This window comes from Mesorhizobium sp. ORS 3428, from assembly GCF_001854785.1.
Lineage (GTDB): Bacteria > Pseudomonadota > Alphaproteobacteria > Rhizobiales > Rhizobiaceae > Mesorhizobium.
The window spans coordinates 211,428-234,749 of record NZ_MDFL01000115.1; the positions used below are offsets into that span (position 1 = coordinate 211,428).

At 63.5% G+C, this 23,322-nt stretch carries 25 protein-coding genes; 13 read left to right on the forward strand and 12 right to left on the reverse strand.

What is annotated here, in order from left to right:
- Positions 1 to 14 precede the first annotated feature (14 nt).
- Positions 15 to 2,201 carry a GumC family protein gene (locus tag ORS3428_RS14120; RefSeq protein ID WP_071098678.1) on the forward strand — a complete coding sequence of 729 codons (2,187 nt, stop codon included), beginning with the start codon at positions 15 to 17 and terminating at the stop codon, positions 2,199 to 2,201.
- Positions 2,202 to 2,356: 155 nt separating this feature from the next.
- Here the strand turns inward: ORS3428_RS14120 and ORS3428_RS14125 are convergent, their stop codons facing one another.
- The gene (locus tag ORS3428_RS14125) at positions 2,357 to 3,589 is read right to left on the reverse strand and encodes a GNAT family N-acetyltransferase (RefSeq protein ID WP_071098680.1); all 1,233 of its coding nucleotides are present in this window, start codon (positions 3,587 to 3,589) and stop codon (positions 2,357 to 2,359) included.
- A gap of 91 nt (positions 3,590 to 3,680) precedes the next feature.
- Between ORS3428_RS14125 and ORS3428_RS14130 the strand changes: the two genes are divergently transcribed.
- Both ORS3428_RS14130 and ORS3428_RS14135 read left to right on the forward strand, forming a co-directional pair.
- Positions 3,681 to 4,739, forward strand: coding sequence for a polysaccharide deacetylase family protein (locus ORS3428_RS14130; protein WP_071098682.1), 1,059 nt, complete (start codon positions 3,681 to 3,683; stop codon positions 4,737 to 4,739).
- A gap of 166 nt (positions 4,740 to 4,905) precedes the next feature.
- Positions 4,906 to 5,445, forward strand: a complete 540-nt coding sequence (locus ORS3428_RS14135; protein WP_071098684.1) for a GNAT family N-acetyltransferase — start codon at positions 4,906 to 4,908, stop codon at positions 5,443 to 5,445.
- Between the two features lie 62 nt (positions 5,446 to 5,507).
- Here ORS3428_RS14135 and ORS3428_RS14140 read toward each other — a convergent pair whose 3' ends face one another.
- Entirely contained in the window at positions 5,508 to 5,723 is a 216-nt protein-coding gene (locus ORS3428_RS14140; RefSeq protein ID WP_071098687.1) for a DUF2842 domain-containing protein, read from the reverse strand.
- A gap of 254 nt (positions 5,724 to 5,977) precedes the next feature.
- On the opposite strand from ORS3428_RS14140, the gene ORS3428_RS14145 reads away from it, so the two are divergent.
- Positions 5,978 to 7,069, forward strand: a complete 1,092-nt coding sequence (locus ORS3428_RS14145; RefSeq protein ID WP_108723060.1) for a COX15/CtaA family protein — start codon at positions 5,978 to 5,980, stop codon at positions 7,067 to 7,069.
- 103 nt (positions 7,070 to 7,172) lie between these two features.
- Here ORS3428_RS14145 and argC read toward each other — a convergent pair whose 3' ends face one another.
- Entirely contained in the window at positions 7,173 to 8,105 is a 933-nt protein-coding gene (argC, locus tag ORS3428_RS14150) for an N-acetyl-gamma-glutamyl-phosphate reductase (RefSeq protein WP_071098691.1), read from the reverse strand.
- A 29-nt stretch (positions 8,106 to 8,134) separates the two neighbouring features.
- A complete protein-coding gene (gene speB, locus ORS3428_RS14155; protein WP_071098693.1) occupies positions 8,135 to 9,136 on the reverse strand; it encodes an agmatinase in 1,002 nt (333 codons plus the stop codon).
- A gap of 337 nt (positions 9,137 to 9,473) precedes the next feature.
- Here speB and ORS3428_RS14160 point away from each other — a divergent pair, with 337 nt between their 5' ends.
- Complete coding sequence (locus ORS3428_RS14160) at positions 9,474 to 10,532, forward strand: glycerophosphodiester phosphodiesterase family protein (RefSeq protein WP_071098695.1); 1,059 nt, start codon at positions 9,474 to 9,476, stop codon at positions 10,530 to 10,532.
- 200 nt (positions 10,533 to 10,732) lie between these two features.
- On the opposite strand, the gene ORS3428_RS14165 is transcribed toward ORS3428_RS14160, so the two are convergent.
- A complete protein-coding gene (locus ORS3428_RS14165) occupies positions 10,733 to 11,605 on the reverse strand; it encodes an aldo/keto reductase family oxidoreductase (protein ID WP_071098697.1) in 873 nt (290 codons plus the stop codon).
- 95 nt (positions 11,606 to 11,700) lie between these two features.
- Between ORS3428_RS14165 and ORS3428_RS14170 the strand changes: the two genes are divergently transcribed.
- The gene (locus ORS3428_RS14170) at positions 11,701 to 12,612 is read left to right on the forward strand and encodes a LysR family transcriptional regulator (RefSeq protein WP_071098699.1); all 912 of its coding nucleotides are present in this window, start codon (positions 11,701 to 11,703) and stop codon (positions 12,610 to 12,612) included.
- A 62-nt stretch (positions 12,613 to 12,674) separates the two neighbouring features.
- Here the strand turns inward: ORS3428_RS14170 and rpsI are convergent, their stop codons facing one another.
- The 3 genes from rpsI to ORS3428_RS14185 form a co-directional block, all read right to left on the reverse strand.
- Complete coding sequence (gene rpsI / locus ORS3428_RS14175) at positions 12,675 to 13,151, reverse strand: 30S ribosomal protein S9 (RefSeq protein WP_071098701.1); 477 nt, start codon at positions 13,149 to 13,151, stop codon at positions 12,675 to 12,677.
- Positions 13,151 to 13,615, reverse strand: coding sequence for a 50S ribosomal protein L13 (rplM, locus tag ORS3428_RS14180; RefSeq protein WP_071098703.1), 465 nt, complete (start codon positions 13,613 to 13,615; stop codon positions 13,151 to 13,153). The genes rpsI and rplM overlap by 1 nt, the downstream gene beginning before the upstream one ends.
- A 293-nt stretch (positions 13,616 to 13,908) precedes the next feature.
- Entirely contained in the window at positions 13,909 to 14,310 is a 402-nt protein-coding gene (locus ORS3428_RS14185; RefSeq protein WP_071098705.1) for an SRPBCC family protein, read from the reverse strand.
- A gap of 92 nt (positions 14,311 to 14,402) precedes the next feature.
- Here ORS3428_RS14185 and ORS3428_RS14190 point away from each other — a divergent pair, with 92 nt between their 5' ends.
- Positions 14,403 to 14,996 (forward strand): TetR/AcrR family transcriptional regulator, encoded by a 594-nt coding sequence (locus tag ORS3428_RS14190; protein ID WP_071098707.1) that lies wholly within the window; start codon positions 14,403 to 14,405, stop codon positions 14,994 to 14,996.
- Between the two features lie 6 nt (positions 14,997 to 15,002).
- Here the strand turns inward: ORS3428_RS14190 and ORS3428_RS14195 are convergent, their stop codons facing one another.
- On the reverse strand, positions 15,003 to 15,449 hold the full coding sequence (locus tag ORS3428_RS14195) for a PaaI family thioesterase (RefSeq protein ID WP_071098710.1): 447 nt from the start codon (positions 15,447 to 15,449) through the stop codon (positions 15,003 to 15,005).
- A 148-nt stretch (positions 15,450 to 15,597) separates the two neighbouring features.
- Between ORS3428_RS14195 and ORS3428_RS14200 the strand changes: the two genes are divergently transcribed.
- The 5 genes from ORS3428_RS14200 (at position 15,598) to ORS3428_RS14220 (ending at position 19,547) form a co-directional block, all read left to right on the forward strand.
- Positions 15,598 to 16,419: an enoyl-CoA hydratase gene (locus tag ORS3428_RS14200; RefSeq protein WP_071098712.1), complete on the forward strand. Its 822-nt coding sequence runs from the start codon at positions 15,598 to 15,600 to the stop codon at positions 16,417 to 16,419.
- Between the two features lie 44 nt (positions 16,420 to 16,463).
- Positions 16,464 to 17,240 (forward strand): AAA family ATPase, encoded by a 777-nt coding sequence (locus ORS3428_RS14205; RefSeq protein ID WP_071098714.1) that lies wholly within the window; start codon positions 16,464 to 16,466, stop codon positions 17,238 to 17,240.
- Positions 17,237 to 17,758: a CoA-binding protein gene (locus ORS3428_RS14210; protein WP_071098716.1), complete on the forward strand. Its 522-nt coding sequence runs from the start codon at positions 17,237 to 17,239 to the stop codon at positions 17,756 to 17,758. The genes ORS3428_RS14205 and ORS3428_RS14210 overlap by 4 nt, the downstream gene beginning before the upstream one ends.
- A gap of 159 nt (positions 17,759 to 17,917) precedes the next feature.
- Positions 17,918 to 19,198, forward strand: coding sequence for an O-acetylhomoserine aminocarboxypropyltransferase (locus ORS3428_RS14215; protein ID WP_071098719.1), 1,281 nt, complete (start codon positions 17,918 to 17,920; stop codon positions 19,196 to 19,198).
- Between the two features lie 4 nt (positions 19,199 to 19,202).
- Positions 19,203 to 19,547 carry a cupin domain-containing protein gene (locus tag ORS3428_RS14220; RefSeq protein ID WP_071098721.1) on the forward strand — a complete coding sequence of 115 codons (345 nt, stop codon included), beginning with the start codon at positions 19,203 to 19,205 and terminating at the stop codon, positions 19,545 to 19,547.
- A gap of 261 nt (positions 19,548 to 19,808) precedes the next feature.
- Here the strand turns inward: ORS3428_RS14220 and ORS3428_RS14225 are convergent, their stop codons facing one another.
- Together ORS3428_RS14225 and ORS3428_RS14230 are read right to left on the reverse strand one after the other, a co-directional pair.
- Positions 19,809 to 21,047, reverse strand: a complete 1,239-nt coding sequence (locus ORS3428_RS14225) for a cytochrome P450 (RefSeq protein ID WP_071098723.1) — start codon at positions 21,045 to 21,047, stop codon at positions 19,809 to 19,811.
- Positions 21,048 to 21,168: 121 nt separating this feature from the next.
- Complete coding sequence (locus ORS3428_RS14230; RefSeq protein ID WP_071098725.1) at positions 21,169 to 21,759, reverse strand: TetR/AcrR family transcriptional regulator; 591 nt, start codon at positions 21,757 to 21,759, stop codon at positions 21,169 to 21,171.
- Between the two features lie 131 nt (positions 21,760 to 21,890).
- Here ORS3428_RS14230 and ORS3428_RS14235 point away from each other — a divergent pair, with 131 nt between their 5' ends.
- A complete protein-coding gene (locus tag ORS3428_RS14235; RefSeq protein ID WP_071098727.1) occupies positions 21,891 to 22,463 on the forward strand; it encodes a peroxiredoxin-like family protein in 573 nt (190 codons plus the stop codon).
- 78 nt (positions 22,464 to 22,541) lie between these two features.
- Here ORS3428_RS14235 and ORS3428_RS14240 read toward each other — a convergent pair whose 3' ends face one another.
- Positions 22,542 to 23,282 (reverse strand): hypothetical protein, encoded by a 741-nt coding sequence (locus tag ORS3428_RS14240; protein WP_071098729.1) that lies wholly within the window; start codon positions 23,280 to 23,282, stop codon positions 22,542 to 22,544.
- Positions 23,283 to 23,322 lie beyond the last annotated feature (40 nt).

Here is a 23,322-nt window from a genome sequence, read left to right on the forward strand (position 1 = left end):
CCGGAGCAGGATGCATGTCCGTTCAATCCGCGGCCGCAGATGTCGATGTCGACCTGAGACAGCTCTTCGCCAGCCTGGCGCGGAACTGGCTGCGCATCGTTCTGGTCACGCTTGTGGTCACCGGCCTTGCCTTTGCCTTCGCCTGGCTGGCCACGCCGCAATACAAGGCGGCGGCCAAGCTGGAGATCGGGCCACGCGAATCGGTCTACACGCGGCCGGCTGGAACAGGCAATGACGACAAGCCGGCAACCGACGAGGAGGCGGTAGCCACCGAGGTTCAGATCATTTCTTCCCCTGATATTCTCAAGAAGGTGGCGTCGGATCTCAATCTGGAGAAATTGCCCGAATTCGACGAGGCGCTGAAAATGTCGGCGCTCAGTCGCGCGCTTGTGCTGGTCGGCTTGAAGAGCGATCCCTTCGACATCCCGCCGGAAGAACGCGTGCTGAAGGCAATGCACGACAAGCTCAACGTCTACGGCGTTGAAAAATCTCGTGTTATTGCCGTCGAGTTCTCCTCCAAGGACGCGCAGCTTGCCGCGAAGATTGCCGACGCCATCGCTCAGGCCTACCTCGCCTCCAAGGGTAATGCGAAGAAGGAATCGAACACCGCCGCCACCGGCTTTCTCGGCCCGGAAATCACCGATCTGCAGAACCGGGTGAAGGAAGCGGAAGCCAAGGTTGCCGCCTACCGCGCGCAGTCCGACCTTTTGATAGGCGGCAACAATTCAGTGCTCGCGACCCAGCAGCTCTCCGAACTGTCGACTGAGCTTTCGCGGGTGCGCGCCAATCGCGCCGCTGCCGAGGCGACCGCCGACAGCGTGCGCAAAGCGCTCCAGAACGGCGGCACGCTCGACACCGTGCCGGAAGTTCTGTCTTCCGAACTGATCCAGCGCCTGCTCGAGCGGCAGGTGGAGCTCAAAACCAACATTGCCGACCTGTCGACGACCTTGCTCGACAACCATCCGCGCATCCGGGCGCTGAAGTCGCAGCTTGCCGATCTCGACGGTCAGATCCGCAACGAAGCGCAGAAGATCCTCAAGGGACTGGYGACCCAGGCGCAGACCGCCAAGGCGCGCGAGGACCAGCTCGTGGCGGAGGTGAACACGCTGAAGGCCGCATCGGCTCGCGCCGGAGAGCAGCAGGTGGAACTCGATGCGCTGCAGCGAGACGCCAATGCCCAGCGCCAGCAGCTCGAATCCTATATGGCGAGCTATCGCGAGGCGGCTTCGCGCGCGGACCGCAACTATATGCCGGTGGACGCCCGCCTGCTGTCGAGGGCGCAGGTGCCGTCGGAACCCTATTTCCCGAAGATCGGTCCAATCACTGGTGCCGCGGCTGCCGCTTCGCTGCTGTTGATGGCGGTCGGCACGCTTCTGAGGGAATTGTTCTCCGGCCGCGCCATGCGACCGGCCGCGGGGGCCAGGGTTGACCCGATCGAACAGGTGGCGATGCCGGCGGCGCGCATCGAACCTGCGGTCGACGAAGCCGAGGGCGAAGCGGACGAAGAATCGGTCGCCGAAGATGAGATCAGGCAAAGTGCCGCCATCGACACAGAGGCCGCTGGGCCGACTGGGGCGGAGGCGCTCGAGCCGCGACCGTCCAGGCTCGGCGAGATMGATGTCGAAAAGGCGGCGGAAAAGCTCGTCGCCTCCGGCACCGCGCGCGCCATCTTCGTCTCCCCGGAAGGCGACGAGGCCGCGGCGACGGCCGTTCTGGTTGCGCGCGAAGTCTCCGACGCCGGCCTGCGTGTCCTGCTGCTCGATCTCACCGCATCGGGCGCCGCCTCGCGGCCGATGCTGGACAGCGGGCTGTTCCCCGGCATCACCAATCTTCTCGCGTCCGAGGCGCAGTTCAGCGACGTCATCCATCCCGACCTCTATTCGGACGCGCATGTCATTCCGGTCGGCACCGCGGACCCGGTTCGCGCCATGCGCGCCGCGGACAGGCTGCCGATCATCATGCAGTCGCTGACCACGGCCTACGACCTCGTCGTCGTCGAATGCGGCCCGGCCGATGCGCAAGGCATCGGCCGACTTGTCGGCGACGGCACCGAGGTGTTCCTGTCGATGCTCRAAGCCGACGACGAGGTGACGCAGGCGGCGGTGAAGCTGATCGAGAACGGCTATCCGGACGTCACGCTGGTCACGCCGGTCGGTGACGAACCGGAGAACCCGTTGCCCGGACGACGCTCTGCGGCCTGAGGCTGAACGGGAATCGGGCTGTTCTGCGCGTACCCGTGATGTCGTCATCGTCCGGCTTGACCGGCTTGGCGCGAAATCCATGCCGCGGCTTGGCCGAAGATCGCTGCGTCTTAGAAAAGGTGCTGCAAAACAGCGCTTTGCCGGGATACGCTCAACTAGCTATCGTCCTCAGCGGCAGCGGCAGGCGCTGCCTGGCCGGCTGCCTTCCGGCGCAGCATCTTGGTCAATTTCCACACCGTCGGGTTGTTCTTGATGAAGGCCTTTGCCCGCGCGCCTTGCCGCAGCCCCGCCGCCAGCGCTCGGCCCTTCAGCGTCAACGGTGCAAGCACATCGAAATGCTGGACCTCGATGTCGCACCACAGCCGCTTGTAGGGCTCGTCGCCGACCGAGAAATCATAGACGTCGAAGCCCAATTCGCAGGCTTCCTGGATGTTGTCGAAGAACAGGAAGTCGCCGGGACTGGTGAAGGCGAGATCGTCCTCGGCGATCGCGCCGAATTCGCAAATCAGGCGCTTGCCTGAGCGGCTGGAGCCGGTGACGGCGCGAAGCTTGCCCGCCACCTCCAGTCCATGCAGCAGGAAGGACGGCTTTTCCTCGGCAAGCGCATCCGCAAACAGCGCCCGAAAGAAAGCGCGCACCTCATCGTCGCCGAAGACGTTGGCGATGCCCATCTTGGCGAAGCGCGCTGCCTTCATCTCGAAGAAGGCGTCGAGCAGGGTGTCGACCTCTTCACGTGTGCGCGCCTCGACGCGGCGGAAGCTGCCGACGGCCTCGAACTTGCGCGTCTGCGAGCGGTGCTTCTTGCGCTTGCGCTTGCCGCTGGCCCGGGAAAGCAGCGCGTCGAAGCCGCCGCCGAGATCGACCGCGAGCGCTAGGTTCGGGCTCGGATAGCCGGGCAGGGCAGCGAGCGGATTGGCGATGCCGTCGAGATCGGGTAGCAGGCGCTCCAGGGAAACCAGGTCGATGTCCGGTCGCGCCTTGGCGATTGCCGCTAGCACGGAGCGGATTGCCGGGCCGTCGATCCTTGGCAGCAGCCGCGGGTCGGCGGCGGGGTAATTGCCGTTGGCGTGACGTCCGCCCGCGAAGCGGGCAATCCGGAAGGGGCCGCTCCGGACGACTTCCAGCGCCAGCGAGAGCGCCGGCTGGCGCCCGTCGAGTAGCGACGCGATGACGATATCGGCCTTTGTCTCCGCCACCCAGTTGCGGATCCAGGACGCGCTCTGCGCCGGAGCAAACAGCGCCGACGCGCAGAATGCCGCGTAGTCGCCGAGGCCTTGGCTATCGCTTACCACCGTCGCCAGCCGGCCTTGGCTCGAGGCAAGCGGACGCGCCGGCGCGTCGTTGGCCGCGACCCGATTGCCGTCAAATGACGCGGTGGCGTCAACCATACCTCAATCCTTAAGACGTATTGGTTCCGACCTGGGGGTTCGCATAGGCGATTGTCGTRCTTGGACGAGCCTAGGCGCAAAAGGTGAAGGAATGATCGACGGGGGCGAGGCAATCCGGAAACTGGCCTTGAACGTTGCCCGCTACACCGGTCTCGCTCCGCTGGCGAAGCCGCTTGTCGGCGGCATCGGCGCCATCCTGATGCTGCATCGCGTGACCGCAACGCCCGAGAGGCCGAGCGGCGTCAACAGTCACCTCAACATCGCGCCGGACTTCCTCGACAAGCTCATCGTGGACATGAAGGCGAGCGGCTATGCCTTTGTCAGTCTTGACGAAGCGATCGAGCGGATGAGGGCAGGGGGCAAGGGCGGCCAGTTCGCCGCCATCACGGCCGACGATGCCTATCGCGACAACATGACGGAGGCGCTGCCGGTGCTGGAGAAGCACGGCGCCCCGATTGCCATCTATGCCGCTCCGGGCCTCATCGACGGCGCTGCCTATCTCTGGTGGGACGTGATCGAGGATATCGTCGACCGGAGCGCGCGTCTCAAGCTCTCAACAGCGAGCGGCCAGACGGTGATCGACTGCTCCACCMCGGGCCGGAAAATCCAGGCCAATGCACGCCTGACCGCCTGGCTGACCCTTGAAGTGCGCGAGGAAGAGCAGGGTGCTGCGCTTCGCGAACTTGCGCGCTCCAACGGCATCGAGCTTGGCGCGGCTCGCCCCGGCACACTGATGAACTGGGACGAGATCCGCACGATGGCGGCGCATCCGCTGGTGACGATCGGCGCGCATACCGTCAACCACCGCAACCTCAAGCGGCTGTCGGAGGCGGACGCGCGGCACGAGATCTGCGAGGTCCGCCGCATCCTCAAGGAAAAGCTTGGGCAGGAACCGCGGCATTTCGCTTACCCCTATGGCTATGCCAGCGCGGTCGGCTGCCGCGAAGTCGGGTTTGTCCGCGATGCCGGCTACGCCTCGGCGGTGACGACCCGGCACGGAGTGCTGAGGGCCGAGCATGCCGGCTTCCTGCATGCGCTGCCGCGCATATCGGTCAACGGCCGCTACCAGAGCGTCGGCCACATCCGCACGATGCTGTCGGGCGTGACAACGCCGCTCGCCAATACCGGCAAGATGGTCGTTACGATCTAGCAATTCCAAGAATAGCGTAAAAACAAATATTTAGAGCAGCCGGCGATCTATCGAGCGCTGAACCGCTCCAGGGTTGAAACTGAATCAATTGGTTGCCGCAAAAAATGACCGCGATGGATAAGGCCGGCCATTCGACAAAGGGGGGCGAACATCTTAGCGTCGGCAGATGACAGCCGATCTTCCCGAGCTCCGGAGCGCTCGTCTCATCCTTCGTCGGCCAATGCCCGAAGATGTGGAAACGCGGCTCGCGCTTGGGCGGCAACGCGAGATCGTTGAAGCTTACGGGGGGACATTTGACCCAAACGCGACCTTTACCCGAGACGAAGCCGAAGCAGCCATTCGCTTTATCGAACAGCAGAACTGTGCCTGGGTGATCGATGCAGGTTGCTTTGTCGGTCATGTCCGCCTTCACAGCATAGACTGGCAGGACAAGAGGGCAGGCCTGGCCATCGGCATCGACGACCCAACATATCTCGGCAAGGGATATGGCGCCGAAGCGATCAGGCTCGTCCTCGGTTATGCCTTCAGTTGTGGCTTGCATCGCGTGTCGCTGCGGGTGTTATCGAGCAATTCCCGCGCTATCGCCTGCTATMGCAAGTGCGGATTTGTGGAGGAGGGTCGCGAGCGCGAATCCGCACTCGTCAATGGCGCTTGGCAGGACGACATCATTATGGGGTTGCTGGACAGAGAATTTGGTCCGCCTTGAAGCACCGTATTGGCTCGAACTCTGTCGCTTCAGCGCAAATCGGGTCTTGATCCTAAGGCCCTTCAGTGCTTTGCCGGCGGCTCCAGGATCAGCCATTTGATGATGGCCATCGCCGGCAGGACCCAGAGCAATCCGCTGAGCAGGAAGAACAGGAAATGCGCCGTGGGGCCGTATGCCGCAAGTCTGGTGACCGCGACGGCCGAAGCGATCAGCGCGTAGATGACGACCAGCGCCACCAGCAGGATGGTTCCGATCAGCTTTTTCAGGCGAATGGGCATGTCGCGGTCCCGTTGACCCGTCTCGCTTAAAGCATTTTGCAGCCGAGTGGAATCACTTGGCGTCGCAGAAATGCGGCTAAAACAAACAGATAGAGCGGGATGCCAACCTCTGCTTCGTGCAGCCCGCTCTAGCCTGATTGAGGTGCCCGTGCAACCGCCGCGGCCCAGCGCGACGGCGTGACGCGCTGTCCGGCCTTGCCAGCGGAGCGGTCATGGTCCACCAATCGCGCGTTTCAACTGCCGGGAAACGCCCCATGGCTGCCATCACTGCCACGGCCGCATACGCCAGCCGCGACCGCGATCTCTACAACCGCGCGCTGGTGCGCGGCTGGCTGTATTTCGTGTTGCTCGTGCTGTTTGCGCTGGTGCTGGTCGGCGGCGCCACCCGGCTTACCGATTCCGGCCTGTCGATCACGGAATGGCGGCCGATCCACGGCGTTATTCCACCGCTCAACGATGCCGAATGGCAGGAAGAATTCCAGCGCTACCAGCAGATCCCGCAATACACCGAGCTCAACAAGGGCATGAGCATCGAGGCGTTCAAGGTGATCTTCTGGTGGGAGTGGGTGCACCGCATCCTGGMGCGCAGCGTCGGCGTCGTCTTTGCCTTGCCGCTCTTGTTCTTCTGGGCGACGCGCCGCATCGAGCGCGGCCTCGGTCCGAAGCTCGCCGGCATCCTCTTGCTCGGCGGCCTGCAGGGCGCCATCGGCTGGTGGATGGTGGCGTCAGGCTTGGTCGACCGCGTCTCGGTCAGCCAGTACCGGTTGGCCACGCATCTGACGATCGCCGCGCTGATCTTCACGGCGACCATGGTGGTCGCGCGGGGTCTGGCGCCGCATTCGGAGCCCACCGCCGACCGTTCGACGCAGCGGCTTGCCGGGGTCATCGTGCTTTTGGCGCTGATCCAGATTTATCTCGGCGRCCTGGTCGCCGGCCTTCACGCGGGCCTGAGCTACAACACCTGGCCGCTGATGGACGGCAAGGTGATCCCGTCCGATCTCCTCCTGCTGAACCCGGCCTGGGTAAACTTTTTCGAGAACCCTAAGACGGTGCAGTTCGTGCACCGGATCKGTGCCTATACGCTCTTTGTCGTGGCGCTCTGGCACATGATTGCTACATGGCGGGGCCAGGCAGGCACCACCCATGCCCGCCGTGCCACGCTCCTTTTCCTGTTGGTGCTGGTGCAGGCCTCGATCGGCATCGGGACGCTGCTGATGCAGGTGCCGCTGCACATGGCGCTGACCCATCAGGCGGTTGCGCTGGTCGTGCTCGGTTTCGCCGCTGCGCATTGGCGCGGCACCAAGGGTGCCTATCCCTTGCCGCACGAGATCGAGGTCAGAAGCTGAGGCGCAGCTTGCGGATCGCTTCGGCAACCGACAGCTCGCGCTTCTCGTCGTCTCGRCAAACGGTTCCCGAGCTCCGCCGCTCGGGCAGCGCCTGCATCCCCGCTCAGTGCTTGATGCCCAGCATCAGGTCGAGGTTCTGGACCGCGGCGCCGGAAGCCCCCTTGCCGAGATTGTCGTAGACGGCAAGCAGCAGCGCCTGCGCCCGCTCGTCATTGGCGAACACATAGACTTTCATGCGGTTGGTGCCGTTATAGGCCTCCGGATCGATCTCCGGCATGCGCTCCGTATGCGTGTAGGGCGCGACTTCGACCACGCCGCCCTCGATCGAGGCGTAATGGTCGGCGATTGCCGCGTGAAGCTCCGCCCCCTTCGGCACACGCTCGAGCCTGCCGAGCTGCAGCGGCACCACCGTGATCATGCCTTGCGCGAAATTGCCGACCGCCGGCTGCATGATTGGATCGCGTGACAGCTTCGCATAGGTCCTAAGCTCCGRCACATGCTTGTGCTGCAGCGTCAGCCCGTAGGGCAGAAACTCGGGCGCGTTCTCGCCCTTGCCGACATAGTCCTCGATCATCGGCCGGCCGCCGCCGGAATAGCCGGAGATGCCATTGACGCTGACGGGGAAATCGGCGGGCAGCAGGCCGGCCGAGATCAGCGGACGCAGCGTCGCGATCGGACCCTGCGGCCAGCAGCCGGGATTGGCGACGCGCTTAGCACTGGCGATCTTCTTTGACTGGTCCCTGTCCATTTCGGCAAAGCCATATTCCCAGCCCTCGGCCACGCGGTGCGCGGTCGAGGCGTCGATGACTTTTGTCGTGTCGTTCGCAATCAACGACACGCCTTCCTTGGCCGCGGCATCCGGCAGGCACAGGATCGCGACATCGGCGGCATTGAGGAATTCGGCCCTGGCGGCGGCCTCCTTGCGGCGCTCCGCAGGGATGGAGATGATCTCCAGGTCGTCGCGGTCGGCCAGCAGCGCCCTGATCTGCAGGCCGGTGGTGCCATGCTCGCCGTCAATGAAGATTTTCGGTTTCATCGGTTACCAAATTCCTTGCAATTTCAATACTATATACCTTGAGCACTATGTACCACGGCAAGATTGCCGCCGCTTAGGTCCTCAAGCCGCGCCTTTCGTTCAGCCACCAGGCCAAGATAATGCATGGCAATGATTGATCCAGCGATCGCCGTAATATCGGCGTGATCATAGGCCGGYGCAACCTCGACGACGTCGGCGCCGACGATGTCGACTTGCCCGAGCTGGCGCAGCGTCGAGAGCATCTTGGCCGAGGACGGGCCGCCGGCCACCGGCGTGCCGGTGCCGGGCGCGAAGGCCGGGTCGAGGCAGTCGATGTCGAAGGTGAGATAGGTCTTCCGGCCGCCGGTCCGATCGACGATGGCATAGGCTATGTCGGAGGCGCGCATTTCCTCGACTTCATGGCCGTAGAGGATCTTGATGCCGAACGTGTCGGGCGCATGCGTGCGGATGCCGATCTGGATCGAGCGGTCGGGATCGACGATGCCTTCCCTCACTGCGCGGGCAACGAAGGAGCCGTGGTCGATCCGCTTGCCGTCGTCCGGCCAGGTGTCCTGATGCGCGTCGAACTGCACCAGTGCCAGCGGCCCGTGGATGGCGGCATGCGCCTTGAGCAGCGGCCAGGTGACGAAGTGGTCGCCGCCGAGGGTCAGGAGGAAGGCACCCGACCTCAGGATCTTGGCTGCCTCCCGCTCGATCGTGGCCGGCGTCTTTTGGTGGTTGCCGCTGTCGAGCAGGCAGTCGCCATAGTCGACCACCGCTAGCCCTTCGAACAGGTCGCGCGAGAACGGGTATTGCGGATCGTTGTCGAGGATCGCCGAGGCGCGGCGGATCGCCTGCGGCCCGAAGCGGGCGCCTGGCCGGTTGGTGACCGCCRCATCAAAGGGAATGCCCCACACGACGGCGTCCGCGCCCTTTACGTCTTTGCTGTATTTGCGCCGCATGAACGACAGCGCGCCGGAATAGGTTGGCTCAAGTGCCGCGCCCGTTTTCGAACGGGCGGTAAAGGCGTGGTCGATCTCTTTGTTCGCCATTGCGGGTCCTCGGTTATCATCGGCCGGCCACAACTACAGAACCGGCACGCAACTTGCCAGTCATGCAATGGCGCTAGGTGTAGGCCGATTTTGCTCAACCTCGCATCGCACCACGTCGCGAGTGCTGCGAGCGCTTCCTGTCGCTCGCTTGCTGTCGCGCCTTGCCTGGTTCCACCATGACTTTATTGCAGGGGCGCGACAGCCGCTTCGCGGCGCTGGCCGGCGCTCGCCAAGCGGATTTGACGAGCCGGGTGCCGAAACAGCTAGCCGGCTTCGTTCACCGCCCTGTCATGGGCATCGCCTAACCGGGTCCCGACCGGAACGGAGCGATTCCCCGATGCGAACACTCTGGCTGAGCCTTCTTCTGTGCGCCACGCTTGCGGCCGTCCCCGGCCGGAGTTTGGCCGGCGAAACGAGAGCTGCCCAAATCCTCGAGCGCTTCGAGCATGCCAATCAGTGGCGCGACCATGTGATGGTCGCCGCGCATCGCGCCGGCAGCATGCAGGCCGGCAAGACGCTCTATGCCGAGAACTCCCTTGCCGCGGTCGAAGCCTCGATCGCGATGGGCGCCGAGATCGTCGAGGTCGACGTCCGGCGCTCGAAGGACGGCGTGTTCGTCATCATGCATGACAGCTGGCTCGACCGCACCACCACCTGCAAGGGCGAAGTGGTGAAATATACGCTGGCAGAGCTCAAGAAATGCCGTCTGGTGATCGAGGGCACGGGCGCGGTGACCAACGAACCAGTGTCTACTCTGCACGAAATGCTGCGGGCCACCAAGGACAGGATACTGATCAACCTCGACAACAAGCTGGAGGTTTCGGACCTGCCGGGAATGATCGCGGTTGCCCGCGATCTCGGCATGGCCGATCAGGTGATCGTCAAGGAGAATCTGTGGAACCGTCAGCGCATCGACGCTGCCAGGGCGGCGCTTGTCCAAGCCGGCGGCGGGTTCCAGTTCATGCCGATMCTCGCCGACGACGCCGTGCATGATGCCGCCTTTGCCGGTGAGGTCGATAAGGCGTTCGTGCCGCGCGCCATCGAATTGATCAACTGGCGAAACGGCGCCGAGACGCTGACTGCAACCGGCGGCCCGCTGTTCAGCAACCGCATGCGGGCAGAAGCGGTGCGCGGCGACTGGCACCTGTGGGCCGATACCTACGCCATCGTCAACAAGCCGGGCGGCTTCCTCGCCGGCGGCCGCGGCGACGAACTGGCGGTGGCCGCCAGCCTGCCGCGCGAAGCCTGGGGTTTCTGGATCGATCGCGGCGCTACCATCATCCAGACCGACGAGCCGAAGGCGGCGATCGAGTGGCTGGCGGCTAATGGTTATAGGGTGCCCTATAACGGCGCGACGCGGCCGGCAGAGCCGGCGCATACGGCGAGTATTAATTAAGAGCCGGCGCTGGAACTGCGATCTCCCCCCTTGTGGGGGAGATGCCCGGCAGGGCAGAGGGGGGCGCTGTCCCGCCGGCCTTTCGGTCCGTTGAGGCTACATTTGCGATTATTGCCGGGAGAGATATCCCCGAGGTGGCATTCCTTCGCGCCCCCTCTGGCCTGCCGGCCATCTCCCCCACTTGGGGGGAGCTTGGCTAATCACGCTGCCCTCGCCACACCATCCAACTCCGTGAGCGCATCCTGCGGCAGCTCCAGCTCCGCGGCCTCCAGATTCTCACGCAAATGCTCCACAGACGACGTGCCTGGGATCAGCAGGATGTTGGGTGAACGTCGCAGCAGCCATGCCAGCGCCACCTGCATCGGCGTCGCGCCGAGCCTTTCTGCGACGCCGGACAAGGTCGAGGACTGCAGTGGGCTGAAGCCGCCGAGCGGGAAGAACGGCACATAGGCAATGCCGTCGCGGGCAAGCTCGTCGATGAGCGCGTCGTCTTGYCTGTGCGCGAGATTGTACTGGTTCTGCACGCAGACGATCTCGCAGATGCGGCGGCCTTCCGCGATCTGCGCGCGGGTGACGTTGCTCAGGCCGATATGGCGCACCAGACCTTGGCGCTGCAGCTCGGCGAGCGCCGAGAGCGGCGCTTCGATCGAGCCTTCCGCCGGGCCGTGCGTGTCAAACATGATGCGCAGGTTGACCACGTCGAGCCTGTCCAGTTCGAGATTGCGAAGATTGTCGTGCACGGCTTGCGTCAGTTCCTCGCGCGAATAGGCCGGCAGCCAGGAAGCGTCGCTGCCGCGACGGGCGCCGATCTTGGTGACAATGACGAGATCGTCAGGGTAGGGCGCCAGCGCCTCGCGGATCAGTCGATTGGTGACATGCGGGCCATAGTAGTCGCTGGTATCGATGTGGTTGACCCCGCTCGCCACCGCTTCGCGCAACACGGCGATCGCCGCCGCGTGGTCTTTCGRCGGACCGAACACGCCTTTACCCGCAAGCTGCATGGCGCCGTAGCCTAGCCGCCCGACCGTGCGGTCGCCGAGTTTGTAGGTGCCGGATTTGTCGATACTGGACATGGTCGCTTCTCCTTGTCTGTCGGCGAAGGAAATAGGTCATGTTCGCTGTCTCGATAACCGCTATAATCCGGACAACTTGTACCGAATGACGAACAATGATTGACCTCAACGATCTGCAGGCATTCCTGGCGGTGGCGCGCGCAGGCGGTTTTCGCGAGGGAGCGCGCGCAACGGCGGGCAGCGCGTCGGCGCTCAGCGAAGCGATCCGGCGTCTCGAAACGCAACTTGGCGTGCGGCTGTTCAACCGCACGACGCGCAGCGTCGCCCTCACCGAAGCAGGCGCGGGTTTGCTTGCGCGATTGGGTCCCGCGCTGGGCGAGGTCGAGGCGGCGCTCGACGTCGTGAACGGCTTTCGCGACCGGCCGGCCGGCACGCTGCGGCTAAACGTGCCGGTCAGCGCCTCGCGGTTGGTGCTGCCGAAGATCGTTCCAGGATTTCTCGCCGCCTATCCCGCGATCCGGCTGGAGGTGATTGCCGAGGAGAGCTTTGTCGATCTGCAGGCGGCCGGCTGCGATGCCGGCATCCGCTACGACGAGCGGCTGGAGCAGGATATGATCGCGGTGCCGATCGGCCCGCGCGTCCAGCGCTTCGCGACGGCTGCTTCGCCTGCCTATCTCGATCGGCATGGTCGGCCCCAGCATCCGCGCGACCTGCTTAACCATGCCTGCCTGCGTGGCCGCTTTTCGGGTCGTGCCGTGGCGCCGTGGGAGTTCGAGCGCGACGGCGAAGTGGTTCGGATCGATCCTTCTGGGCCGCTGCTTGTCACCCTGGGCGGTGCTGTCGACCTCGCCGTCGACGCGGCCGTTGCTGGCACCGGCATAGTCAGCCTGTTCGAGGACTGGCTTCGCCCACATTTCGAGAGCGGCGCGCTGGAGCCGGTGCTCGAGCCCTGGTGGCAGCAATTCTCCGGTCCGTTCCTCTACTATCCCGGACGGCGCCTTGTGCCCGCGCCGCTGCGCGCATTGATAGATTACRTCAAGACGACGCCCGCCGGACGCGGACAATAGCGGCTCGAAAAACAAAAGGCCGCCCGGAGGCGGCCTCTGGAGAAGCTTGCAATCGTAAAAGCTTAGCGCTTCGAGAACTGGAAGCTGCGGCGGGCCTTCGCCTTGCCGTACTTCTTGCGCTCGACGACGCGGCTGTCGCGGGTCAGGAAGCCGCCCTTCTTGAGCACGGAGCGCAGCCCCGGCTCGTAATAGGTCAGTGCCTTGGAGATGCCGTGACGAACGGCGCCCGCCTGGCCCGAAAGGCCGCCGCCAATGACGGTGGCGACGATGTCGTACTGGCCGGCGCGGTTGGCGGCGACGATCGGCTGGTTGAGGATCATCTGCAGCACCGGGCGCGCGAAATAGGTCGCGAATTCCTTGTCGTTGACAGTGATCTTGCCGGAGCCCGGCGTCACCCAAACGCGCGCGATGGCGTTCTTGCGCTTGCCGGTGGCATAGGCGCGGCCCGACTTGTCGAGCTTCTGGACATGGACTGGCGCGGCCGGCTGCGCGGCGGTCGTGACAGTCCCGAGTTCTGCGAGCGAGGAAAGCTCAGCCATTAAGAGGCCCTCTTGTTCTTGGGGTTCAGCTTGGCCACGTCGAGCGCGACGGGCTGCTGGGCGGCGTGCGGATGTTCGGCGCCTGCGTAGACGCGGAGATTCTTCATCTGGCGGCGGCCAAGCGGGCCGCGCGGGATCATGCGTTCCACGGCCTTTTCGACGACGCGCTCGGGGAAGCGGCCCTCGAGCAGCTGGCGCGCGGTGCGCTCCTTGATGCCGCCGGGGTGGCCAGTGTGCCAGTAGTAGACCTTGTCGGTGTACTTCTTGCCGGTGAACACCACCTTGTCGGCATTGATGACGATGACATTGTCGCCATCATCGACATGCGGGGTGAAGGTGGGCTTATGCTTGCCGCGCAGGTGGTTGGCGATGACAGTGGCGAGTCGGCCGACGACGAGACCTTCGGCGTCGATCAGCACCCACTTCTTCACCACATCCGCAGGCTTCTGCGAAAAGGTAGCCATGGTCTTACTCTCAGGTTGACCTTCCCCATCGGCGAACGACAAGGAAAGCGTTTTTTGTTGCTTGGATTGGCGATGGCGCCAGGCCATTCGCCAATAACAAAACGGCGGYCGTTACGGGCCGCTGCTTCGCGAGGGCTTATAGGCGAGGGCGCCAAACGCGTCAAGGCGGCTGAAAACTCACATGGCGCATAAAATAATGAAAAAACAAAAACTTAAGGACAAGGTATTATTTTACCGCAACGGAAAGGAGCGCTCCGGCCGATCACCGGAACGCCCTCCGATGGATCCGGCCGTCAGTCGAGGGCTTCGAGCGAACGGCGAATTTCCGGCGCAAGCTGGTCCATCGCCGCGGCGAGCCAGCCGCAGAGCTCGTCTGGGGCGGTGTCATGGATCCACACCAGCCGGCTGCGTCCATCGTTCTCTGCGAAGACCTGCATGGAGGTGTTGTCATGCCTCACCTCTTCGCCTTCCCAGGCCCAGACGATCCGGCGTGCCTGTTCGTCGCGGGCAATCAGCCTCTCATGCACGACCTTGCCGTCGGCGAAGGTCATTTGCCGCAAGTCGGGCTCGACCAGCCGGCAATCCACGAAGATGTCCGGTGTTGTCAGCCGGGGTCCCTCGGCGAAGTTGCCAATGGTCTGCCAGACGCTCTCCGGCGATGCATCGACGATCACTTCCCTGATAACTGATCCCATTTTGGCACCTCCTGTTTGAAAGTAGACAATCCTGTCTACTAGACAAACCTGTCTGTATGCCGGAAAACGGGGTGCGTCAAAGGATATTCGGGATGGCGGACCACACTGCTGACATCACTGACAACGGTCTGGAGAGTTCCGCGCGCAACCGCGTTCTGGATACGGCAACGAAGCTCTTCTATGCCGAGGGCGTGCACGCGGTCGGCGTCGACCGGATCATCGCAGAAGCCGGCGTGGCGAAGGCCACTTTCTACAAATACTTCCAGGCCAAGGACACGCTCGTCCGTGCTTATGTCCAGAACCAAAGCCGGCTGGGGAGGGCCGCGATCGACAGGATCGGCAAGCGGCCGGCGCGAGACATGATCCTGGCTATCTTCGATCTTGTTGCGGACGCCGCCGCCCAACCGGGCTATCGCGGCTGTCCGTTTCTCAACGCCGCCGCCGAATATCCGGACCCGGGCCATCCGGTGAGGCAGGCGATCGGCGAGCACAGGCGTTGGAAGCATGACCTCCTGCGCAGTCTGCTCGCCGCCGACGGCAACCCGAATCCGGAAACCACGGCCGACATCCTCACCGTTGCCGGCGATGGACTGCTCATCGCCAGCCACCTCGACAAGCCCGCAAACCTGCGCCAGCTCATCCGCGAGACGGTCCTGAAGATTCTGGAAACGTCGGCGGGCAGATAAATGCGGCTAACGCTTCGGCGGGATCGAATAGGTGCCGGTGGCGTGGGCCACCGTGTGCCTGTCGGGTCCGGCGACGATATCGATGTCGAACACCATCAGGCTCTTCCCGAGCTTCAGGATGCGGCAATGGCCGTCGATCGGCCCGGCCTCGGCCTTGCGCATGAAGTTGATGTTGAGGTTGGTGGTCACCGACAGCGCGTCAGGCCCGGCGTGGCTGAGCACACAGACATAGCCGCCGATGTCGGCCAGCGTGAACAGCGACGGGCCCGACACCGTGCCGCCCGGGCGCAGATGCCGTTCATCGGCATTGAGCCGCACAATGCATCCGCCCGGGAACACCTCCAGCGCCTCGTAGAAGGTGAACTGGTCGTTGAGTTGCGGATAGACGTTTGCCATCAGCGCATTGACTTCCGCCGCGTTGAGCACCGGCTTCAGATTGCTTTGGGCGGGCATGGCGGCGTCCTATATGAGTCGTGAATCTCCAGGCGCGCCTGGACCAAACGGTGCGACGGAGAAAACACGTCTCGCGGCTGTTCTTCAACCGGCAGCATGCTAGTTCTGTTGCTCCATGCGCCGCGAGCGCTGATCGAGAGGTTAAACAGTGGCTGAAGTCGTCGCCATCAAGCCTGCCGTCGCCGACGGCCCCGTTCTCGCCATCCAGGACCAGGGCGTGCTGCGCCTCACACTTGCYAGCCCGCCGGCCAATCCGTTGTCGCTGGCGACAATGGCTGCGCTGCAGGCCGAGTTCGACCGTGTGAAGGAAGACAGATCCGTCCGCGTCATCATCCTGTCGGCGTCGGGGAAGGTGTTCTGCGCAGGCCACGATCTCAAGGAAATGACCATGCACCGCGCTGATCCGGATCGTGGCCGCGCCTTCTTCGAGAAGACCTTCGCCGCCTGCGCGAAACTGATGCAGTCGATCGTGCGCCATCCCAAGCCGGTGATCGCCGAGGTGGACGGCTTGGCGACCGCGGCCGGCCTGCAGCTTGTCGCGAGCTGCGACCTTGCCATTGCCTCGCATGAAGCGACCTTCTGCACGCCGGGCGTCAATATCGGCCTGTTCTGCTCGACGCCAATGGTGGCGCTGTCGCGCAATGTCTCGCGCAAGCAGGCAATGGAGATGCTGCTCACCGGCGAGACGATCGATGCGGCGACGGCCAAGGAATTCGGCCTCGTCAACCGCATCGTGCCGCGCGAATACCTGAGTCAGGTTGTTAACAAATACGCGCAAACCATCGCTTCCAAATCGTCTTTGGTCGTCAAGACAGGCAAGGAGGCGTTCTACGCCCAGGCCGAAATGGGGCTGGCCGATGCCTACGCCTATACCGGCCGAGTGATGGTGGAAAACATGCTGGCGCGCGACGCCGAGGAAGGCATCGGCGCCTTCATCGGCAAGCGCAAGCCGGAATGGACCGACGAATAGCTGGTCTAAATGGAGGTGCGCTTTTCCATCGCTGAAGGTGTGACGTGCCTGCCCGCAAGCAACTGACGCGGCTGAAAGCGCCCTACCTCAAGCGCATCCTGCTTGAGTCGTCGCGGGTCGCGGATTGGGAAAAATATCCCTGGAACCTGCCAATTTTTCAGCGCGGTGAGTTCGAATTCGAATTCACCACCGCCATCACCATCATCGTCGGCGAGAACGGCACCGGCAAGTCGACCTTGCTYGAGGCAATTGGAGCACTGGCCGGCTATGACGAGGCCGGTGGCGGCAAGGGGTACAGGCCGGTCGACCACTCCGGCGCCGTTGACAAGAGCGGCGCGGCGCTGGCTCGGGCATTGCGTGCCCATTGGCTTCCGAAGGTGACAGCGGGTTGGTTCTTTCGTGCCGAATCCTTCTATTCGGTCGCGCGCTATCTCGATCGGTCGGCGTTGGAAGTCGGTGCGGCGCCGCCTGATTYCCTGTCATGGTCGCATGGCGAGGGCTTTATCCGCTTCTTCGAGGAGCGCTGTCGCCGGCAAGGCATCTATATTCTCGACGAACCCGAAAGCGCGCTTTCGCCGACGCGCCAGATCGAATTGCTCAAGCTACTACAGCGTATGGATCGGTCCGGCAGTGCGCAGGTGATCATGGCGACGCATTCGCCGCTGTTGATGGCCTGTCCGAATGCGCGGCTGTTTCGCATCAGCCGCTTTGGTCTCGATCCGATGGATTTTTACGACACCGATCATTTTCGCATGATGCGCGACTTCTGCAGCGATCCGGCTGGTTTTCTCGCTGAAGCGCTGTATGAGGACGAGCCATGAATCACGACGCCTACGACAGCAGCTACATTGCCGGTATCCTGAACTCGGTGAAGACGATCGCCATGGTCGGCGCCTCGCCCAACGACGTGCGGCCGAGCTATTTCGTGCTGAAATATCTGCTCGCCAAGGGCTTTTCGGTGTTCCCGATCAACCCCGGCCATGCCGGCAAGCAGATCCTGGGCTGCACCGTCTATGCCAGCCTGGCCAACCTGCCGCAGCCGGTCGACATGGTCGACATTTTTCGCGGTTCGTCGGCGGTGCCTGGCATCGTCGAGCTGGTGCTGAAGATGGACACTCTGCCCAAGGTGCTCTGGATGCAGCTTGGCGTTCGCCATGACGAGGCCGCCGCCCGCGCCGAGGCCGCCGGCATCAAGGTGGTGATGAACCGTTGCCCCAAGATCGAATATGGCAAGCTGTCCGGCGAGATCGGCTGGACGGGCGTCAATTCCGGCATGCTGTCGTCGAAGAAACCCTTGATGCGGCAGGGCTTCCAGAGCTTCGGCGTGCGGCAGAAATAGGCGGTCCGCGGGCGCGCAAATCAATTCCGGGATGAAATGGATTTTTCCCGGCGTTCGCCGCAGATCGCATGCCGAAAGGTATTTTCTTCTTTGCATTCCCGGACGGGCTTCGCCAAGAATGCGCGGCGATTTTCGCAAGGTTAGGAGAGGGAGGTTTCGATGACCCGTACGCCCGGTTTCAACACACTCGCCGTGCATGCCGGCGCCAGGCCGGATCCGGCGACCGGCGCGCGTGCCACGCCGATCTATCAGACGACCTCCTATGTCTTCGATGACGCCGATCACGCCGCCTCGCTGTTCGGGCTGAAGGCGTTCGGCAACATCTACACCCGCATCATGAACCCGACGCAGGCGGTTCTTGAAGAACGACTTGCGGCGCTCGAGGGGGGCACCGCGGYCCTTGCCGTGGCCTCGGGCCACGCCGCGCAGGTCATCGTCTTTCACAATCTGATGCGGCCCGGCGAGAATTTCATCGCCGCCAACAAGCTTTATGGCGGCTCGATCAACCAGTTCGGCCACGCCTTCAAAAACTATGGCTGGGAAGTCCGCTGGGCCGACGTCAACGACCTCTCGACCTTCGAGAACCAGATCGACGAAAAGACCAAGGCGATCTTCATCGAAAGCCTCGCCAATCCCGGCGGCATCTTTGTCGACATCGAGAAGATCGGCGATATCGCCCGCAGGCATGGCCTGCCGTTGATCGTCGACAACACGCTGGCCTCGCCCTATCTGGTGCGGCCGATCGAGCACGGCGCCGACATCGTGGTGCATTCGCTGACCAAGTTCATCGGCGGCCACGGTAATTCGATCGGCGGCGCCATCATCGACGGCGGCACCTTCGACTGGTCGAAGTCGGGCAAGTACCCGATGCTGTCGGAGCCGCGCCCCGAATATGGCGGTCTCGTCCTGCACGAGACCTTCGGCAATTTCGCCTTCGCGATTGCCGCCCGCGTGCTCGGCCTGCGCGATATCGGCCCGGCGATCTCGCCCTTCAACGCCTTCCTGATACTGACCGGCCTTGAAACGCTGCCGCTCAGGATGCAGCGCCACTGCGACAACGCCGTGAGCGTCGCCGCTTGGCTCTCCAATCATCCCAAAGTCGCGTGGGTGAACTATCCCGGACTGCCGAGCGACAAGAACAATGCGCTGCAGAAGAAATATTCGCCGCAGGGCGCAGGCGCGGTGTTCACCTTCGGCCTCAAGGGCGGCTATGAGGCCGGCGTCAAATTCGTCGAGGCGCTGGAACTGTTCTCGCACCTCGCCAATGTCGGCGACACCAAGTCGCTGGTCATCCACCCGGCCTCGACCACGCACCGCCAGCTTTCCGACGAGCAGAAGATAAGGGCAGGCGCCGGGCCGGATACGGTGCGGCTGTCGATCGGCATCGAGGATGTCAACGACATCGTTGCCGACCTGGAACAGGCGCTGAACAAGGTCTGATCGGATGTCTGCCTATCTTGCGGTCAATACCGATACCGTCGAGCCGGAGGCTGGCGCGCCGGCCCCGGAACGTGTGATCTCCGGCGATCCGAAATTCCGCACCTGGAATGTCGAGGAGCGCGACGGCGGCCTTTACGCCGGCGTCTGGGAAGCGACGCCCGGCAAGTGGCGCATCGTCTACGACGAATGGGAGTTCTGCCACATCCTGTCCGGCGTCTCGGTTATCGCCGAAGACGGCGGCGAGGTTCGCACGGTCACGGCTGGCGACAGCTTCGTGCTGCGGCCCGGCTTTAAGGGCACTTGGGAGGTGCTGGAGACGACGCGGAAGGAATATGTGATCCGGCTTTGAGGAGGCTTGTGGTTACTTCCCATCATGCCTTGGCACATAGAGATTGGCCGAAACGCCCATCGCGTCGTCATCCTATGGCGAAACAAGGAGCGAAGCGACGCAGCGCAGACCATGGGATCCATGCCCTGACGTTAAGGCGTTGCAACGGTGCAGAATTCTGCTCCGCTGCATACTTCGGCCAAGGTTACGGCGTGGATCCTTGGGTCTTCGCTCCGCTTCGCGTCGCTACGCCCAAGGATGACCAACTCGGGTACGCCTCGCTCATAAGTTGACAGCGAGCCTCTCCAACCCATGGAAATGATAGGTGTCGCGGAAGCGCGGCTCTTCGGTCAGCCGCAGCTCTGGCAGCCGCTCGAACAGCGTTTTCAATGACACCTGGAGTTCGAGCCGCGCCAGCGGCGCGCCGATGCAGAAATGGATGCCGGCGCCGAAGGAGACGTTCTTCTGGTCCGCGCGCGCGGGATTGAAGGTGGCAGGTCCAGCGAACGCCAGCGGGTCATGGTTGGCCATGCCGAGCAGCAGCGCTACCATTTCGCCGGGCTTGAGCAAAATGCCCGGTGCCACTTCGATCTCCTCATAGGCGTAGCGCAGGAACATGTGCAGCGGCGCGTCGAAGCGCAGGCATTCCTCGACCGTCGCGGCGTTCGCTTCCGGTGTTTCGAAGAAGCGGCGGGGATCGCCGCCTTGCGCCAGGATCGAGCGCACCGCATTGCCGGTCTGGTGCACGGTCGCCTCATGCCCGGCGTTAAGCAGTAGGATCGCTGAGGAAACCAGCTCGTCCTCGGAAAGCTTCTGGCCGTTGTCCTGAGCCTCGATGAGCAAGGACAGCAGGTCATCGCCGGGCTTCTTGCGCCGCTCGGCGACGTAGCCGCGCAGGAAGGCCGCGAAATCCCGCGCGGCGCGGTTGGCCGTCTCCTCGGCCTCGCGGGTGCGGCCATGCATGTACATGGCGACCATCTGATGCGACCAGTCGAGCAGTTGCGGCCCCATCTCGACCGGGACCCCGAGCATCTCGGCGATGATGGTGATCGGCAGCGGCGAAGCATAGGCCGGCAGAAGATCGACGCCGCCCGGCTCGAAGCGGTCGATCAGCTCATTGGCCAAGGCCTCGATGCGCGGCCTCAGCCGCTCGACCTGGCGCGAGACGAAGGCGCGATTGACCAGGGTCCTGAGCCTCGTATGCACCGGCGGCTCGAGCTCCAACATCGAATTCGCCTCGATCGCGTCGAAGGCGGCCAGATGCGAGCGGTCGTCACCGATCCCGCGGCTGTCGGGAATGCCTGCCGGGTTCTGCCGGCCGAAACGGCGGTCGCGCAGCAGTCGGTTGACGTCGTCGAAGCCGCCAAAACACCAGAAGCCGTAATCCTCCCAGAAGAAGGCATTTGAGGCGCCATGCAGGAAGGCATAAGCCTCGTAGGGGTTCTGTACGAAGGCCGGCTGATGCGGGTCGAGCCGCAGGCGGCGGTTGCCGGGATCGAAGGCGAGATAGGCTGGCATCATGTTGGACCATTAGCGCGCCTTGTCGGCCGGATGCCAGACCGTATCTGGCGCCCATCGTGCCGATGCATTGAGCCAGGCAAGCCGTCGGTAAGCGGAGTGGCCCAGTCTGTTCCGGCCACGGCTACGGTCCTTGATAGTCCTCAGCCAACGCGACTGCCGATCTCGCGATGCTGCGCAATCGGTCACCGTCGCCTCCCGCCCGCGCCAGCACCCTCAAGGCGATTACGGCCGACAGCATCTGCCGTGCCGTTGCTCGGGCGTCCCGCCGATGGTGAGAGCGGGGCTCGGGGGAAAGCCGCTCCAGCCCGCGGTGGAATCCGTCCTCGATTTCTCGAAGACTCGCCTCGATCAATTCCGCGAGCTCGTCGTCCCATGGCGCAACCTCCATCGCCGAATTGACGAGGAGGCATCCGCGGCGATCCTTGAGCGAAGCCTCGACGAGATTGTCGAAAAAGGCGCGGATCCCACGGATCGGATCGTCGCTGGCATCGAGCTCCGCAATACGCCGCCTTGCGTAGGTGTCCAGGTAGGCGTCGAGGCAGTGCCGGAACAGCGAACGCTTGTCGCCAAAGGCGTTATAGAGGCTGGCGCCGGTGATCGACATCGCGCTTGCGAGATCCCGAACGGAAGTTGCCTCGTAGCCGCGACGCCAGAACTGATCCATCGCAGCGGCCAGCACTGACGGCTGATCAAAAGTTCGTGGTCGCGCCATTCACCACTCTCCCAAACCACATGTTCCGTCTCTTCGCCCCTTGCAAAGCAAATCGAACGGTGCATGTTTTATAGCGATCGATCTAAAATGAAAACACCGCGCCCAATGGGCATCACAAAGGGATATGTACGATGACTGGTTCCTTCCCTCACCTTATTCCGCGTCAGCCTGTCCCCGATTTGCGGGTACCGTTGGTCGGTGGACGATCCTACAATGTCCGCGCGGAAAAACCGCCGGCATTTTCGCTTATCGTTTTCTACCGCGGGCTGCACTGCCCGATCTGCAAGACACAGCTCAAGGATCTCGAAGCCAGGCTTGGCGAGTTCGAGCATCGCGGCGTCTCGGTCGTCGCAATTTCGACGGACAATGAAGAACGAGCAAGCCAGACGAGCCCGACCTGGCAACTGCCGCAACTGCGCATCGGTTACGATCTGTCTTTGCCGGTCGCCCGGGAATGGGGTCTCTATATTTCCCGTGGCCGCGGGAAGACGTCCACCGGGGTGGACAAGCCCGACCTTTTCTCTGAGCCGGCGATCTATCTCGTGCGGCCGGACGGCACGCTCTATTTCGGCAGCGTTCAGACCATGCCGTTCGCGCGTCCCCATTTCGCCGACATACTGGGAGCGATCGACTACGTGGTGAAGAACGACTACCCGGCTCGCGGCGAAGTCGACAGAACTGTTGAGCACGCCGAAGCGAGCTAAAGGCAAGCTGCTCTCGACGCAAACAAGCGGCTTAGACGTCAGGGAAGCTCGGCGTGGCTCTCGCCGGCCTTGAGACAGTCAACGCTTGGAACTGACGGGTCTTGTCTTGAGGACACCCGCCACCTTGGCGGCGATCGCGGCGTCGAGCGCCTGCCATTCCCCGAGAAGCTCGCGCGGGAAACGGTAGGTGAGGCTGAGATCGTCGCCGACCTGGATGTCGCGCTCGCAGGGCGCCAGCGATTCTTCGGCGCTCGGCCCGCTCAGGCAGCGGGCGACGAACGGGTCCTTGCCCGGGCGGTCGGCAACCGCCAGCATCTCGTTGAGATAGCCCGACTTCTCGGTGAAGCCATACAGCGTCGTGCCGGCCGGGCCGGGCGTGCCTGGCTTGACGATCAGGCTGCTGTAGATGGGCGCGAAGCGGCCGCTCATGTCGCGCGACATCATCCGCGGCTCGAACGACAGGAAGATGATCTTCTTGGCTGTGCCGGTGTGGTTGAAGTCGTCGCGCGCGGCGGTGCTGTAGCCGTCCATCTCCGGATAGCGCAGATAGAGGTCGAGGCGCGACGCGATGCCGTCGCGCCGTGCCTGGTCGAAGCGGATGAAGTTGGCCGGCACGCTGATCACATTGTTGCCGATGACGACCTGCCGGACCGTCGTGTCGTCGCTATAGCCCGCCATCGCGATGGATCGGCCCAGCCATTTCCCGCCGATGCTGATTGCCACCGAAAGCAGGGCAAGTGATGCGAAGGCGTAGAAGACCCGCTTCATCAAGGCCGAGTCGACGATCTCGAAATCCGGGCTGTCGGCTGCCTCTCTCATCGCGATCCCCGATCCACTCACCTGTCCTCAGGTGGCACAG

Excerpts from the sequence above, each read along its gene's own strand:
- ORS3428_RS14125 (WP_071098680.1), bottom strand. The coding sequence starts at position 3,589 with ATGGTTGACGCCACCGCGTCATTTGACGGCAATCGGGTCGCGGCCAAC.
- ORS3428_RS14140 (WP_071098687.1), bottom strand. The coding sequence starts at position 5,723 with ATGCCCATTCGCCTGAAAAAGCTGATCGGAACCATCCTGCTGGTGGCG.
- rpsI (WP_071098701.1), bottom strand. The coding sequence starts at position 13,151 with ATGGCTGAGCTTTCCTCGCTCGCAGAACTCGGGACTGTCACGACCGCC.
- rplM (WP_071098703.1), bottom strand. The coding sequence starts at position 13,615 with ATGGCTACCTTTTCGCAGAAGCCTGCGGATGTGGTGAAGAAGTGGGTG.
- ORS3428_RS14185 (WP_071098705.1), bottom strand. The coding sequence starts at position 14,310 with ATGGGATCAGTTATCAGGGAAGTGATCGTCGATGCATCGCCGGAGAGC.
- ORS3428_RS14190 (WP_071098707.1), top strand. The coding sequence starts at position 14,403 with ATGGCGGACCACACTGCTGACATCACTGACAACGGTCTGGAGAGTTCC.
- ORS3428_RS14195 (WP_071098710.1), bottom strand. The coding sequence starts at position 15,449 with ATGCCCGCCCAAAGCAATCTGAAGCCGGTGCTCAACGCGGCGGAAGTC.
- ORS3428_RS14210 (WP_071098716.1), top strand. The coding sequence starts at position 17,237 with ATGAATCACGACGCCTACGACAGCAGCTACATTGCCGGTATCCTGAAC.
- ORS3428_RS14220 (WP_071098721.1), top strand. The coding sequence starts at position 19,203 with ATGTCTGCCTATCTTGCGGTCAATACCGATACCGTCGAGCCGGAGGCT.
- ORS3428_RS14225 (WP_071098723.1), bottom strand. The coding sequence starts at position 21,047 with ATGATGCCAGCCTATCTCGCCTTCGATCCCGGCAACCGCCGCCTGCGG.
- ORS3428_RS14230 (WP_071098725.1), bottom strand. The coding sequence starts at position 21,759 with ATGGCGCGACCACGAACTTTTGATCAGCCGTCAGTGCTGGCCGCTGCG.
- ORS3428_RS14235 (WP_071098727.1), top strand. The coding sequence starts at position 21,891 with ATGACTGGTTCCTTCCCTCACCTTATTCCGCGTCAGCCTGTCCCCGAT.
- ORS3428_RS14240 (WP_071098729.1), bottom strand. The coding sequence starts at position 23,282 with ATGAGAGAGGCAGCCGACAGCCCGGATTTCGAGATCGTCGACTCGGCC.